The sequence below is a fragment of the Bradyrhizobium sp. CCBAU 11430 genome (genome assembly GCF_028128855.1).
Taxonomy (GTDB): Bacteria; Pseudomonadota; Alphaproteobacteria; order Rhizobiales; family Xanthobacteraceae; genus Bradyrhizobium; species Bradyrhizobium ottawaense.
The window spans coordinates 67,732-82,336 of sequence record NZ_LBJV01000066.1 but is presented as its reverse complement, the minus strand read 5'-3'; the positions used below and the strand labels follow the sequence as shown (position 1 = coordinate 82,336).

General features: G+C 66.3%; 10 protein-coding genes. 5 read left to right on the top strand and 5 right to left on the bottom strand.

Annotated features, from left to right (window positions below):
• Nucleotides 1-146 precede the first annotated feature (146 nt).
• The 4 genes from XI04_RS25435 to XI04_RS25420 all read right to left on the bottom strand — a co-directional run bounded on the left by XI04_RS25435 (nucleotide 147) and on the right by XI04_RS25420 (nucleotide 5,936).
• Nucleotides 147-2,360, bottom strand: a complete 2,214-nt coding sequence (locus tag XI04_RS25435; protein ID WP_271609204.1) for an FAD-dependent oxidoreductase — start codon at nucleotides 2,358-2,360, stop codon at nucleotides 147-149.
• 18 nt (nucleotides 2,361-2,378) lie between these two features.
• A complete protein-coding gene (locus XI04_RS25430) occupies nucleotides 2,379-3,587 on the bottom strand; it encodes an acetyl-CoA C-acetyltransferase (RefSeq protein ID WP_038971871.1) in 1,209 nt (402 codons plus the stop codon).
• A 72-nt stretch (nucleotides 3,588-3,659) separates the two neighbouring features.
• Nucleotides 3,660-5,450 (bottom strand): acyl-CoA dehydrogenase C-terminal domain-containing protein, encoded by a 1,791-nt coding sequence (locus tag XI04_RS25425; RefSeq protein WP_038950731.1) that lies wholly within the window; start codon nucleotides 5,448-5,450, stop codon nucleotides 3,660-3,662.
• Nucleotides 5,451-5,552: 102 nt separating this feature from the next.
• Nucleotides 5,553-5,936, bottom strand: coding sequence for a nuclear transport factor 2 family protein (locus XI04_RS25420; protein WP_028139825.1), 384 nt, complete (start codon nucleotides 5,934-5,936; stop codon nucleotides 5,553-5,555).
• 202 nt (nucleotides 5,937-6,138) lie between these two features.
• Here XI04_RS25420 and XI04_RS25415 point away from each other — a divergent pair, with 202 nt between their 5' ends.
• The 4 genes from XI04_RS25415 (at nucleotide 6,139) to XI04_RS25400 (ending at nucleotide 12,564) form a co-directional block, all read left to right on the top strand.
• Complete coding sequence (locus XI04_RS25415; protein ID WP_028139824.1) at nucleotides 6,139-6,732, top strand: PadR family transcriptional regulator; 594 nt, start codon at nucleotides 6,139-6,141, stop codon at nucleotides 6,730-6,732.
• A 294-nt stretch (nucleotides 6,733-7,026) separates the two neighbouring features.
• Nucleotides 7,027-10,563: an SEL1-like repeat protein gene (locus XI04_RS25410; protein ID WP_271611352.1), complete on the top strand. Its 3,537-nt coding sequence runs from the start codon at nucleotides 7,027-7,029 to the stop codon at nucleotides 10,561-10,563.
• A gap of 316 nt (nucleotides 10,564-10,879) precedes the next feature.
• A complete protein-coding gene (locus XI04_RS25405) occupies nucleotides 10,880-11,797 on the top strand; it encodes a sulfite exporter TauE/SafE family protein (RefSeq protein WP_028139822.1) in 918 nt (305 codons plus the stop codon).
• Nucleotides 11,794-12,564, top strand: coding sequence for a TIGR02186 family protein (locus XI04_RS25400; protein ID WP_095425107.1), 771 nt, complete (start codon nucleotides 11,794-11,796; stop codon nucleotides 12,562-12,564). Before XI04_RS25405 ends, XI04_RS25400 begins: the two co-directional genes overlap by 4 nt.
• A gap of 133 nt (nucleotides 12,565-12,697) precedes the next feature.
• On the opposite strand, the gene XI04_RS25395 is transcribed toward XI04_RS25400, so the two are convergent.
• Nucleotides 12,698-13,609 carry a DMT family transporter gene (locus XI04_RS25395; RefSeq protein WP_271609201.1) on the bottom strand — a complete coding sequence of 304 codons (912 nt, stop codon included), beginning with the start codon at nucleotides 13,607-13,609 and terminating at the stop codon, nucleotides 12,698-12,700.
• A gap of 97 nt (nucleotides 13,610-13,706) precedes the next feature.
• On the opposite strand from XI04_RS25395, the gene XI04_RS25390 reads away from it, so the two are divergent.
• A complete protein-coding gene (locus XI04_RS25390; RefSeq protein WP_028139819.1) occupies nucleotides 13,707-14,570 on the top strand; it encodes a LysR family transcriptional regulator in 864 nt (287 codons plus the stop codon).
• The last annotated feature ends 35 nt before the right edge of the window (nucleotides 14,571-14,605 follow it).

The window sequence follows — 14,605 nt, the reverse complement described above, 5'->3', positions numbered from 1 at the left end:
GATGCATCGTCAGCAAGAGCGGTGCCAGGGCGGAGCGAGCGCGGCCGGGCGGGATTTGGAGCGGCGTTTTCTCGCCATTCGGCGACAGCAAACAGAAAGGCCGGATCGATGATCCGGCCTTTTGTTTCTGCGTGGCCCGGCCCCCGTCAGGCCGCCGCCTTCTTCGGCGCGAAGCGGCCGTAGAAGGTCTCGCCCTTCGCCGCCATCTCCTCCAGCAGCTTCGGCGGCGTGAAGCGCGAGCCGTACTTCGCTTCCAGCTTGTGGCAGAGCTCGACGAACTTCTTGGTGCCCATGAAGTCGATATAGGACAGCGTGCCGCCGGTGAACGGCGCGAAGCCGAAGCCGAGGATGGAGCCGACATCGGCCTCGCGCGGATCGGTGATGACGTGGTCCTCGACCGTGCGCGCGGCTTCCACCGCCTGCACCACCAGGAAGCGCTGCTTCAGCTCCTCGATATCGAGCGTATCAGGGTCGAGCTGCTTCGGCTGCAAGGCCGAGAGGCCCGGCCACAGGCTCTTCTGGCCCTTGCCCTTCTCGGGATAGTCGTAAAAGCCCTTGCTGTTCTTGCGGCCCAGGCGGCCCTGCTTCTCGACCATCTCCACCATCAGCTTCTTCTGATCTGGATTGATGGCGTTGGGGCCGAGATCGGCTTCCGTTGCCTTCATGATCTTGAGGCCGAGATCGAGCGCGACTTCGTCGGAGAGCGAGAGCGGGCCGACCGGCATGCCGGCCATCTTGGCGCAGTTCTCGATCATCGCGGGCGGCACGCCCTCGAGGAACATCTCGTTGCCTTCGGCGACGTAGCGGCCGACGCAGCGATTGGCGAAGAACCCTCTGGAGTCGTTGACGACGATCGGCGTCTTGCCGATCTGCCGGACGTAGTCGAGCGCGGTCGCTAGCGCGAGGTCGCCGGTGTTCTTGCCCTTGATGATCTCGACCAGCATCATCTTCTCGACCGGCGAGAAGAAGTGGATGCCGACGAACTTGCCTTGGTCCTTGAAGCTCTCGGCCAGGGAGGTGATCGGCAGCGTCGAGGTGTTCGACGCGAAGATCACGTCCGGCTTCATGTGCTCCTGCGCCTTGGCGAAGGTATCAGCCTTGACCTTGCGGTCCTCGAACACGGCCTCGATGACGAGGTCGACGTCCTTCAGCGCCGCATAGTCCGCGGTGGGCGTGATGCGCGCGAGCAGCGCTTCGGCATCCGCGGGCTTGGCCCGGCCCTTCTTGATCTGATCCTCGATCACCTTCTGCGCATGGGCCTTGCCCTTGTCGGCGCTCTCCTGGTCGCGGTCGATCAGGACGACGTCGAGGCCGGCGCGGGCCGAGACGTAGCCGACGCTCGCGCCCATGAAGCCGGCGCCGATCACGGCGACCTTCTTCACCTTGGTCGCAGGCACGTCCTTCGGGCGGCGCGCGCCCTTGTTGAGCTCCTGCATCGACAGGAACAGGCTGCGGATCATCGCGGCCGCTTCCTTCGAGCGCAGCACCGAGGTGAAGTAGCGCGACTCCACCCGCAGCGCGGCGTCGATCGGCAACTGCAGGCCCTCATAGACGCAGCTCATGATGGCGCGCGCGGCCGGATAATTGTCGTAGGTCTCGCGGCGATAGATCGCGTTGCCGGCCGGGAACATCATCATGCCGGCCTTGGAGAACACCGGGCCGCCGGGCAGCTTGAAGCCCTTCTCGTCCCAGGGCGCGACCGCCTTGCCGCCGCCCTTGATCCAGTCCTTCGCGGCCTTGACGAGGTCGGCGGCGGGAACGATGGCGTGGATCAGGTTCAGCGCCTTCGCCTTCTCGATCGTGACCGGATCGCCCTTGAGCAGGATCGTCATCGCGTCCTGTGGCGGCACCAGGCGCGGCACGCGCTGCGTACCGCCGGCACCGGGGAACAGGCCGACCTTGACCTCGGGCAGGCCGAGGCGGGTCTTGGGATTCTCCGCGGCGACGCGATAGTGGCAGCACAGCGTGATTTCGAAGCCACCGCCGAGCGCGAGCCCGTTGATCGCGGCCGCCCACGGCTTGCCTGACGTCTCGATCGAGCGCAGCACCAGCGAGAAGCGGCGGCTCTGGTCGAACAGCATCTGGTTCGCGGCGGTCTCGCCCTGCTCCTTGAAGGCCTTGGCGTAAGCCTGGTTCATGCCTTCGAGCATCGACAGGTCGGCGCCGGCGCAGAATGCCTCCTTGGCGGAGGTAATGACGACGCCCTTCACCGCGGCATCCGCGGTGGTCGCCTTGACGATCGCGTCGAGCTCGTTGGTCGAGGTCTCGTCGAGCACGTTCATCGAACGGCCCGGGATGTCCCAGGTAACGAGCGCGATGCCGTCGGAATCGGTCTCAACCTTGAAATTCTTGTAAGCCATGTTGGTTGCTCCCTACCCTTACACCCGCTCGATGATGGTCGCGGTGCCCATGCCGCCGCCGATGCACAGCGTGACGAGGGCGGTGGACTTGTTGGTGCGCTCGAGCTCGTCGAGCACGGTGCCGAGGATCATCGCACCGGTCGCGCCGAGCGGATGGCCGAGCGCGATGGCGCCGCCATTGACGTTGATCTTGGCGTTGTCGATGTCGAAGGCCTGGATGTAGCGCAGCACGACCGAGGCGAAGGCCTCGTTGAGCTCGAACAGATCGATGTCCGACTTCTTCATGCCGGAGCGCGCGAACAGCTTTTCGGTGACGTCGACCGGGCCGGTCAGCATCATCGCGGGCTCGGAGCCAATGTTGGCGAACGCACGGATTTTTGCACGCGGCTTCAGGCCGTATTTCGCTCCCGCCTCCTTGCTGCCGAGCAGCACGGCGCCGGCGCCGTCGACGATGCCCGACGAGTTGCCGGCGTGGTGCACGTAATTGACGCGCTCGATCTCGGGGTGCGACTGCAGCGCGACACCGTCGAAGCCGCCCATCTGCGCCATCATCGTGAACGACGGCTGCAGCTGCGCCAGCGACTGCATCGTCGTCGAGGGACGCATATGCTCGTCCTTGGCCAGGATGGTGAGGCCGTTGATGTCCTTCACCGGAACGATCGATTTGTCGAAGCGGCCTTCCTCCCAGGACTTCGCGGCACGCTGCTGGCTCTGCACTGCATAGGCATCGACGTCGTCGCGCGAGAAGCCGTACTTGGTCGCGATCAGATCGGCCGAGACGCCCTGCGGCATGAAATAGGCCGGCACTGCCATCGAGGGATCCATCGGCCACGCACCGCCGGAGGCGCCGATGCCGACGCGGCTCATCGATTCCGCGCCGCCGCCGATCACCAGCTCATGCTGGCCACTCATCACCTGGGCTGCGGCAAAGTTCACGGCGTCGAGACCGGAAGCGCAGAAGCGGCTGATCTGCACGCCGGGCACGGCTTCGCCGAGACCTGCCTTCAGCGCGGCAAAGCGCGCGATGTCGGAGCCGGCTTCGCCGACCGGATCGACCACGCCGAGGATGACGTCGTCGACGGAATCCTCAGGCAGATTGTTGCGGTCCTTCAGCGCCTTCAGCGGCACGGTGGCGAGCGCGAGCGCGGTCACTTCGTGCAACGAACCGTCAGCCTTGCCGCGGCCGCGGGGGGTGCGGACGTGATCGTAGATATAGGCATCTGCCATGGGAGCCTCCTGATTGCAGTTATGTTGGTGGCGACCGCGGCGCGGTCGCAATCATTGGTGAAGCGGGAAGCCTCAGAACGCTTCCGCCGGCAATTCCATGATGGTGGCGCAGCCGGCCTGGATGCGCGCGAGATTGGCGGCGGTCTCCGGCAGCATCCGCTCCATGAAGAAACGACCGGTGACGAGCTTGGTGGAGAGATAGGGCGTGGCCCCGCTCTCGGCAATCTTGGCATTCGTCACCTTGGCCATCTTCGCCCACATGTAGCCGAGCGCGACGAACCCGAACAGATGCAGGTAATCGGTTGCGGCGGCGCCGGCATTATCCGGCTTCGCCATCGCGTTCTGCATCAGCCAGGTCGTCGCCTGCTGGAGATGGCCGAGCGAGGCCGAGAGCGGCGCGATGAAGGGCTTGAGCGCCTCGTCGCCGCCGTTCTCCTTGGCGAAGGCCATGACCTCGCCGAAGAAGGCCATGATGGCGCGGCCACCGTCGCGCGGCAGCTTGCGGCCGACGAGGTCGAGCGCCTGGATACCGTTGGCACCTTCATAGATCATGGCGATGCGGGCATCGCGCACGAACTGCTCCATGCCCTGCTCGGCGATGTAGCCGTGGCCGCCATACATCTGCTGCGCCTGCACCGCGTTGGCAAAACCGTAATCGGTGAGGAAGCCCTTCAGCACCGGCGTCATCAGGCCCATGTGGTCGTCGGCGGCCTGGCGGTCCTTCGGGTCTTCGGAGCGATGGGCGACGTCACTCTTCAGCGCGGTCCACATCACGAAGGCCCGCGCGGCTTCATTGAAGGCGCGGATCGAGAGCAGCGTGCGTCGCACGTCGGGATGCACGATGATCGGGTCGGCTTGCTTGTCCGGCGCCTTCACGCCGGTGAGCGAGCGACCCTGGATGCGCTCGCGGGCATAGGCGACCGCGTTCTGATAGGCGACCTCGGACTGCGCGAGGCCCTGCACGGCGACGCCGAGCCTCGCCTCGTTCATCATCACGAACATGCCCTGCATGCCCTTGTTCTCTTCGCCGATCAGCCAGCCGGTGGCGCTGTCGTAGTTCATCACGCAGGTCGAATTGCCGTGGATGCCCATCTTGTGCTCGATCGAGCCGCAGACGACGCCGTTGCGGGCACCGACTGAGCCATCCGGATTCACAAGGAACTTGGGCACCACGAACAGCGACACGCCCTTGATGCCGGCGGGTGCGCCCTCGATGCGGGCGAGCACGAGGTGGATGATGTTGGAGGCAAGATCATGCTCACCGGCCGAGATGAAGATCTTGGTGCCGGTGATCTTGAAGCTGCCGTCGGCCTGGCGCACCGCCTTGGTGCGGAGCATGCCGAGATCGGTGCCGCAATGCGGCTCGGTCAGGTTCATGGTGCCGGTCCATTCGCCGGCGACCATCTTCGGCACGTAGGTCTTCTTCTGCTCGGGCGAACCATGAACGATCAGTGCCGCGGTCGCGCCCATGGTGAGGCCGCCATACATCGAGAACGCCATGTTGGCAGAGATCTGGAATTCGTTGACGGCCTGGCTCAGCGTCACCGGCAGGCCCTGCCCGCCGAACTCGGTCGGCGCCGACAGACCGAGCCAGCCGCCTTCGGCGACCTGCCTGAACGCATCCTTGAAGCCCTTCGGCGTGGTGACGTTGCCGTCATCAGTGCGCTTGCAGCCTTCGAGATCGCCGACGCGATTGAGCGGCTGCAGCACCTCTTCGGCGAGCTTGGCGGCTTCACCCAAAATGGCTTCGCGCACATCGCTCGACGCATCGGAGAAGCCGGCGAGATTGTCGTAGCGGTCGATCTGGAAGACGTCGTTGAGCAGGAAGTTCACGTCTTCGACGGGGGCTTTGTAGATCGGCATTGCGGTCTCCCGGCATGGGCTTGAAGTGGTGGAATTCTCTGAACGGTCCTGCGGCGCAGCTTTGCCCGCGAGCTTAGCGGGTTCTGCAACCTCAGGGCAGGGTCATGATTGGGCGGCCAACTGCTCCGCCATCAGACGGTGCAGCATGTTGATCGCCTTGAGCGGACGCACCATCACCTTGAAATGCGTGATGCGTCCCTCGGCATCGAAGCTGATGATGTCGACGCCGTTGATCTCGATGCCGTCGATCATGGTCTTGAATTCGAGCACGGCGCCGCGCTCGCGCGTCCACTCACCGACATAGGTGAAGCCGGGGCCGCCGAGCACCTTCTCGGCGCTGGAAAGGTATTTGAATGTGATGTCGCGCCCGCGCTGCGGCGAATGCACGACGGGACTTTCGAAGACGGCGTCGGGATGAAGCAAGTCCCAAAGCGCGGTGCGGTCGTGGGACTTCATGTAGCCGTACCAGGAGTCGAGGCCGGTCATTCTCGGGTGCCTCCCTAAAGGCCTTGGCAAAAATCGCGAAAACAACCCCATGCACAGTAGCGTGCTGATTGATTCCGCTGGGTTTTTCGGGTCGGATCTACAGCCCGTCCCTGATCGCCTCATATGCACATTGACGCATATGCGCCAATGCGCATAAAGTCAAGCCGATTGGTTCGGGTCGAAGAGAAGAAGGAGGCCGGTCATGGCACTGGGCGACGCAATCCTCGCATGCCTGACGGAACGCCCCATGACGGGCTACGAGCTCGCCAAGACATTCGACTCCTCGATCGGCTTCTTCTGGAAAGCCGACCACCAGCAGATCTACCGCGAGCTCTCCAAGCTGCGCGACCGCGGCCACATCCAGGGCCGCGAGGTCGTGCAATCGGGCAAGCCCAACAAGCTGGTTTATACGCTCACTCCGGAGGGGCGAACAGCGCTGCGGCACTGGGCCGCGCGGCCGAGCACGCCAGCCTCGACCAAGGACGATCTCCTGGTCCGCCTCCATGCGCTCGACAGCATCGACATCGAGCCGCTGCGCACCGACCTGATGGCCCGCCTGGAGCACCACCGCGACCGCCACGCCAATTACGAACGCATCCTGAAGAAGCGCTTTCCGGAGGGAACGGCGGAAGGCCGGCTCGATCTTGGCAACCTGCTCCTGCTCCGGCTCGGCGCCCGTCACGAACAGATGGTCGCCGACTTCTGCGAAGAGGCGCTCGATGCGCTGTCGGCGATGACCGGCAAGGCCACGGTGGTGCCGCTGGACGAGGGCAAGCGCGAGAAGGGCGGAGGCTAGTAGCCGCCTCCTCACCGTCATGGCCGGGCTTGTCCCGGCCATCCACGACCTATCGCGCGACACCGAAGAACGTGGATGCCCGGGACAAGCCCGGGCATGACGAGCATCGTTGGTTCCCCCCGCCCAACTTTAAGACACCGGCGACGCGTTCCTTAACCCGTTATTTACCGTAACAGGAAAAAGTCGGTTTTCGAGGCAGACGACCCGCGCCAAATCCGATTGTCTTTGCAACCGGCACGCGAGGGAAGGCTGGAGGCGCCGGGTGGGGCGCCGGAGTCGGAACCGGACAGAGTCATGAATTCGCGCGTATCGTGGAGTGTTGACGGCATCGATCCATCCGTCAGGGAGCGGGCCGAAGCTGCTGCGCGTCGCGCCGGCATGTCACTCAACGATTGGCTGAACTCCACCCTCGGCGAGACTGCTCCCCCGAACTTTCGCGAATCCTACGACCAGCGTCCGCAAGCCCCGCACGTTCAAACCCGGGGACCGAGCCAGGAAAGCCGCGAAGTCGCCGACATCCACCAGCGGCTCGACGCGATCACCCAGCAGATTGAACGGATCTCCAAGCCCGCGCAGCGCCAAGACTCTTCACGACAGGATTCGTCCCGACAGGATTCGTCGCGACAGGACCCTTCGCGGCCAGACGCCTCGCGCGAGCAAGGCGTCGCGCGCCAGCTCAACGATGCGATCTCGCGGCTCGATGCGCGGCTGTCGCAAATCTCCCGGCCGCAGCAGCCTCAACCGCAGCAGCCCCCGGCTCAGCGCCCGGCGCCGGCCGACACGCGCCAGCGCCAGGCCGATGCGGTCGAGCGCGCGGCGGCGCAGGTCTATCGCAACTCCCCGCCCCTGAGCCCCGCTTCATTCGACGTCGCCGTCGCCGAGATCACCGCGCGGCAGAGCGAGCTCGACGGCTTCACGCCGCGGCAAATGCCGCCGCGCGCCGCGCCCTCGATCGCGCCCAATGCTGCGCCCTGGGCCGCTCCTGTCGCACCTCCGATGGCGCCACCCGCGCCTGCCTATGCTCCGCCGCCACCGCAGCCGGGGCCGGATTTTTCCGCGCTCGAGCGCCATCTGCTCAAGATCACGAGCCAGATCGAGTCGCTGCAGCGCCCCGACAATACCGAGCAGGCGATCAACGCCTTCCGCAGCGAGCTTGCCGAGATCCGCGCCGCCATCACCGAGGCGATGCCGCGGCGCGCGATCGAATCGATCGAGAACGAGATCCGCTCGCTGCACCGCCGGATCGACGAGACGCGTTCCAACGGCACCGACGGCCAGGTCCTGTCGGGCATCGAGCACGCGCTGTCCGACATCAAGCAGGTGCTGCGCACGCTGACGCCGGCCGAGCAGCTCACCGGCTATGACGAGGCGATCCGCAATCTCGGCGCCAAGCTCGACCTGATCCTGCGCGCCAATGACGATCCCTCGACGGTGCGCCAGCTCGAAGGCGCGATCACCGCGCTGCGCGGCATCGTCTCCAACGTCGCCTCCAACGAAGCGCTGGCACGCCTGTCCGAAGACGTGCAGCTGCTGTCGTCCAAGGTCGACCAGGTCACCCGCGCCTCCGCCCAGGGCGACAGCTTCGCGGTGCTGGAGCAGCGCATTGCGGCGCTCACCGCGGCACTGGAAACGCGCGAGCGGCCGCAAGCCACCGAGAGCACCGAGCACCTGGAATCCGCGATCCGCGCGCTGTCGGACCGCTTCGACCGCATGCAGGTCGGCAACGATTCGGCCTCGACCTTTGCGCATCTCGAACAGCGCGTCTCGTATCTGCTGGAGCGGATCGAAGCCGCCGCCGATCCGCGCAATGGCAATTTGAGCCGCGTCGAGGACGGGCTGCACGACATCCTGCGCCACCTCGAGCGGCAGCAGGCGACCTATTCCGCGCTGGCCGAGAGCCGCAGCTCCGTTGCCCCGGCCGATTCCGGAATGGTCGATCTGGTCAAGCGCGAACTGTCCGACATCCGCTTCAGCCAGGCCGAGACCAACCGCAGCACGCAGGACTCGCTCGACGCCGTCCATAGCGCGCTCGGCCATGTCGTCGACCGCCTCTCCATGATCGAGGGCGATCTGCGCGCGGTGCGCACCGCGCCGCCGGCCCCTGCCCCCCCGCAGCCGATGCCCATGCCGATGGCCGCTCCCATGGAGCCCGCGCCGCCGATGGCGCGTGAGCCGCGGCCGCAAGCCCAGCAGCAGCCGAAATACGATCCGAAGCCGGAGCTGCCGAACCCCGCCGCGCAGCAGCAGGCCCACGCGCCGCAACAGGCCCAACGCGCCTTCGCCCAAGCCGCTTTCTCCGCCGCGCCGCGTGAATTCCATGCCGCTGCCCCTGCCGCGCCGCCGCCGGTGCCATCGGCACCACCGGTGCCGCCGCGCGCGATCAGCGAGATCCTGGAGCCGCACACGGCGCCCGCGCGCTCCGCGCTCGCGCCGGAATTGCCGCCGGATCATCCGCTCGAGCCGGGCACACGGCCGGGTGGACGCCTCGCCACGCCGTCGGAGCGCATCGCCGCCTCCGAGAGCGCGATCAGCGACATTCCCGCTGCTGCGAAAGAGCCGGTGTCGTCGTCGAGCTTCATCGCGGCCGCGCGCCGCGCCGCGCAGGCCGCCGCCGCGCAGCCGGAAAAGCCGGCCCGCGGTGCCAAGGGTAGTGCGAAGGCCGGCGCCGATCGCGGCAAGGACAAGGGCAAGGACGGCAGCTCGACCATCACCTCGAAGATCCGCTCGCTGCTGGTCGGCGCGAGCGTGGTCGTGATCGTGCTCGGCACCTTCAAGATGGCGATGAACCTGCTCGAGGGCAGCCCGCCGCCGGCGCCGCAGGCCATGGACAATACGTTGAGCCAGCCCGCGCCGCAGGCCCCGCCCCCGCCGGTGATCGAGAACAAGCCCGCCACGCCCGAGCAGGTCACGCCATCGATGACCTCGCCGACGCCGATCGGACGGCAATCCCAGAACAACCCCGCGCCGGCTGCGCCCGGCCCGGCCAGCTCGGCCTCGGTTGAGATTCCGCCGGCGCCCGCCGCATCCGTGCCGCCGCCTGCCGCGAGCAGCGACGTCACCGGCGCGCTGTCGGGCACGAGCCGCGCCAAGTTCGGCATGATCCAGGTGCCGCCGAGCGAAAAGCTGCCTGACGGCATCGGCGGCCCGGTGCTGCGCACCGCCGCGATGAAGGGCGATGCGACCGCGGCCTACGAGATCGGCTTGCGCTTTGCCGAAGGCAAGGGAGTTGCCACGAATTACGACGAAGCGGCCAAATGGTACGACCGCGCGGCGCAGGCCGGCGTGGTGCCCGCGACCTTCCGCCTCGGCACACTCTACGAAAAGGGCCTCGGCGTGAAGAAGGACGCCGACATCGCCCGCCGCTACTACACCCAGGCCGCCGAGCGCGGCAACGCCAAGGCGATGCACAATCTCGCGGTGCTCGACGCCGACGGCGGCGGACGCGGCGCCAACTACAAGAGCGCGGCGCAATGGTTCCGCAAGGCCGCCGATCGCGGCGTTGCCGACAGCCAGTTCAACCTCGGCATCCTCTATGCCCGCGGCATCGGCGTCGAACAGAACCTCGCCGAATCCTACAAATGGTTCAGCCTCGCAGCTGCCCAGGGTGATGCGGACGCCTCCGGCAAGCGCGACGACGTCGCCAAGCGTCTCGACCCGCAATCGCTCGCCGCCGCCAAGCTCGCGATCCAGACCTTCAGCGCCGAGCCGCAGCCCGACGACGCCGTCAACGTTCCGGCCCCGAATGGCGGCTGGGACAGCGCGCCGCAGGCGAATGCAAAGCCGGCGCCGAAGCAAGTCGCGACCAAGCGCTCGGCCTCGGCAGCACATTAAGGGCGGTTTAGTACGCTTTCTCTGTCGTCGCTCGGCTTGACCGGGCGACCCGGTATTCCAGAGACGTCGGTTGGATACGGAGAAGCTGCGGCGTACTGGTGCCCCGGTCAAGCCGGGGCATGACAGCGGCGAATGTGGCGGAATCCTCGCCTCACAGCGAAGCAGTGATCTGATCCCTCTTAGCCCATTCACCAAGCCCGAAATTCCCGGTCCCTCCCAACCGCAAATTCCGCTATTGAGGGGCGCGGCAACCGTTCCGACCTTCCCGCGAGCATTCCGCGACAATCGATCCGTCTCGCCGGCGTATGGTTCTTCGATGCAGCTCTATCTTCCGATCGCCGATCTTCCCGTCAACGTCTTCCTGGTGCTCGCCATGGGCGCCGCGGTCGGCTTCGTCTCGGGGATGTTCGGAATCGGCGGCGGCTTCCTGATGACGCCGCTGCTGATCTTCATCGGCATCACGCCGGCGGTTGCGGTCGCCTCGGTCACGAGCCACATTGCAGCCTCCTCCTTTTCCGGCGCGCTGTCTTACTGGCGACGGCGCGCGATCGATCCGGCGCTGGCGAGCGTCCTGCTCTGCGGCGGCGTGACCGGCACGGCGCTCGGTGTGTGGACCTTCACGCAGCTTCGCGCGCTCGGCCAGCTCGATCTGATGATCGCGCTCTCCTACGTGGTGCTGCTCAGCACCGTCGGCAGCCTGATGTTCTCGGAAGGGCTGCGCGCGCTGATGCGAACCCGGCGCGGCGCGCTGCCGCCACGCCGCACCCACAACTGGATCCACGGCCTGCCGCTGAAGATGCGCTTCAAGCGCTCAAAGATCTATCTCTCCGTCATCCCCGTGGTGATCGTCGGCATCATGATCGGCTTCATCGGCGCCATCATGGGCATCGGCGGCGGCTTCATCCTGGTGCCGATCATGATCTATCTGCTGAGGGTGCCGACGTCGACGGTGATCGGGACCTCGATGGTCCTGACGCTCGTCACGATGCTGTTCGCGACCATGCTGCATGCGGTGACCAATCACCTCGTCGACGCCGTGCTGGCGCTGATCCTGATGGTCGGCGGCGTCACCGGCGCGCAATTCGGCGTCCGCGCCGGGCAGAAGATCCGCGGCGAGCAGCTGCGGCTGCTGCTCGGCCTCTTGATCCTCTCGGTCGGAATCCGCTTCGCGATCGAGTTGGTGATCCGGCCGGAGGATCTCTTCACCATCCGCGAGCTGGGGGTGAGCGGATGATGCGCGCAGCTCTCGCATTCCTGCTCGTCCTGCTGCTCGGATCAGCCGCGCGCGCCGAGCGGCTGATCGTGTCGGTGTCCAACCACCGCGTCACGGTGACACCGAACTATTCCGGCGAGGAGCTGGTGCTGTTCGGCTCGGTCGAGAAGGACGCGACGACGCCCGCCGATCGCACCGCCTATGATCTCGTCGTCACCGTGATGGGCCCGCGCGCCGACATGATGACGCGGCGCAAGGAGCGCACCTTCGGCATCTGGATCAACACCGACTACCGGCAGTTCCTGCAGGTGCCGAGCTATCTGGCGCTGTTCGCCAACCGTCCCTTTGAGGCGATCACCTCGCCCGAGATCGCGCGGCGGCAGCAGATCGGGCTGAACAATGTGCTGCTGACGCAGCGGGTCGGCGGCGATTATGCCGACGTGGTGCCGAACGACGCATTCCGCTCGGCCTTCATCCGCCTGCGCACCCAGCGCGGGCTCTATCGCGAGGATCCGAGCGCGGTGACGTTCCTGACGCCGACCCTGTTTCGCACCGGCATTCCGCTGCCGGCGGAGGTGCCGATCGGCACCTACGAGGTCGAGATCAGACTGTTTGCGAACGGCGCGTTCATCGGCAAGACCGAGACCGCGTTCGAGATCGTCAAGGTCGGCTTCGAGCAGTTCGTCGCTACCACCGCCAGGCAGAATGGGCTGATCTATGGCCTCGTCACCGCCGCGATGGCGCTGATGACGGGATGGATGGCGTCGATCGTGTTTCGGAAGGATTAGCCGCTGTCATTCCGGGGCGCGCGCAGCGCGAGCTCCGGTGCGCAATTGCGCACCTGAGAATCCATTCATCCGCGGAGTTGGTGCCCGATGGATTCCGGGCTCGAGGCTTCGCCTCGCCCCGGAATGACAGCTTCTAGGCGGCCGCCTTCGCCGGCCGCGTCACCAGATAGATGCCGAGCGCGACTGGAATGATCCCGAGCAGATCGCGCGCCTCGACGTGCTCGCCGAGCACGAGATACGCGAACAGCATGCCGAGCGGCGGCATCAGGAAATGATAGGCGCTGGCGGCGGTGGCGCCGCACACTTTCAGGAGATGAAACCAGAGCCAATAGGCGAGGATGGAGCCCCCCAGCACGAGGAAGGCGAAGGCGCCGAGCAGGCTCGGCGTGACATCGATCGCATGCACGTCGGCGAAGGTGAACGCGACCGGCGTCAGCACGATGCCGGCGGCAAGGTTCTGCACGCCGTTGCCGATCCACAAGGATCCCTTCGGCGCGAGCAGCTTGAACAGGATGGTGCCGGCAACGAGCGAGGCGAGCGAAGCCAGCGTGAAGACGATGCCATGCAGGGAATCCGTGCCGACCGACAGGCGATGCCAGACGATCAGGGTCACGCCGGTGATGCCGAGCAGCAGGCCGCCGGCCTTGCGCCAGGTCATGCCTTCCCCGAGCAGCAGGGCAGCGAGCGCCGCGGTGAAGACCGGATTGGCCGAGACGATCAGGCCGCCGAGGCCGGCGGAGACCAATTGCAGGCCGGTGTAGCCGAGCCCGAGATAGAGCGCGTTGTTGGCAATCCCAAGTACGGCGAAGATCGCCGCATCGCGCCAGGTTAACGACCAGCTGTCGCCGCGGATCAGCGTGGCGCCCAGGATCAAAATGCCGGCGAGCGAGAAGCGCGCGGCGAGCAGGATCAGCGGCGGGCAATGGGTGACGCCGATCTTGCCGGCGACGAAGGCGTAGCTCCAGAGCAGGCAGAACAGGCCGATGGCCAGCGGCAGCGTGTTGAAGCGGCTGCGCGGAACGGGAATCGAGGGGGCGAGCGACATGGGGGCATTCTCCTGAGCCTCGATCTAGGGAGCCCGCTTGTCATTTGGAAATTAAATGATTAACTCGCTATCAGTGGATTTTCGAATGGAGGCGGCCATGCTCGATCTCGAGCTGCTGCGCAGCTTCGTCTCGGTGGTCGAGGCCGGCGGCTTCACCCGCGCCGGCGAGCGCGTCCATCGCACGCAGTCGACCGTCAGCCAGCAGATCAAGCGGCTGGAGGACGATATCGGCCAGGTGCTCCTGCACCGCGACGGCAAGAATGTGCGCCCGACCGAGGCCGGCGAGCGGCTGCTCTCTTACGCGCGGCGTTTGCTCTCGCTCGCCGAGGAGGCGCGCGACGTGCTGCGCCAGCCGGACGGCGAAGGCGCGATCCGGCTCGGCATCCCCGAAGATTTCGCGGCGTACCGGCTGACCAAATTACTGGGCGCGTTCTCGCGCTCGCATCCGGGCCTGCGGCTCGACGTGCGCGCCGACCAGAGCAAGCATCTGGCGCGCGATCTCGAACGCGGCGAGCTAGACGTGGCGCTATTCAAGCGTGCGGCCGGCGAGAAAGGCGCCATCGCGGTTTGGCCGGAGCGCGTGCACTGGGTCACCAGCAAGGGCCATCCGGTCGATGTCCATGCCGCATCCGTGCCGCTGATCGGTTTTCCGACCGGCTGCCTCTATCGTGCCGGCGCCATCCACGCGCTGGAAAGCGTCGGCCGCGCCTGGCACATGGCCTATTCCTCATCGAGCCTCTCCGGCATCCAGGCCGCGGTCGCCGCCGGCATGGGCCTCAGCATCTTGTCGGAAATGTCGATCCAGTCCGACCACCGCGTGCTGACGGCGAAGGACGGTTTTGCGCCGATCAACAAGACCGAGGTCGCGCTGATGGCCTCGCCCGATGCGAGCCCGGCAACGCTGCGGCTTGCGGATCGTCTCGCCGAGTTTTGCGATGCGGTGCAGGCCAAAGCGGCTTGAAGGCGGCCCAGATTCGCGAGCGTTGCGGCCCGCCT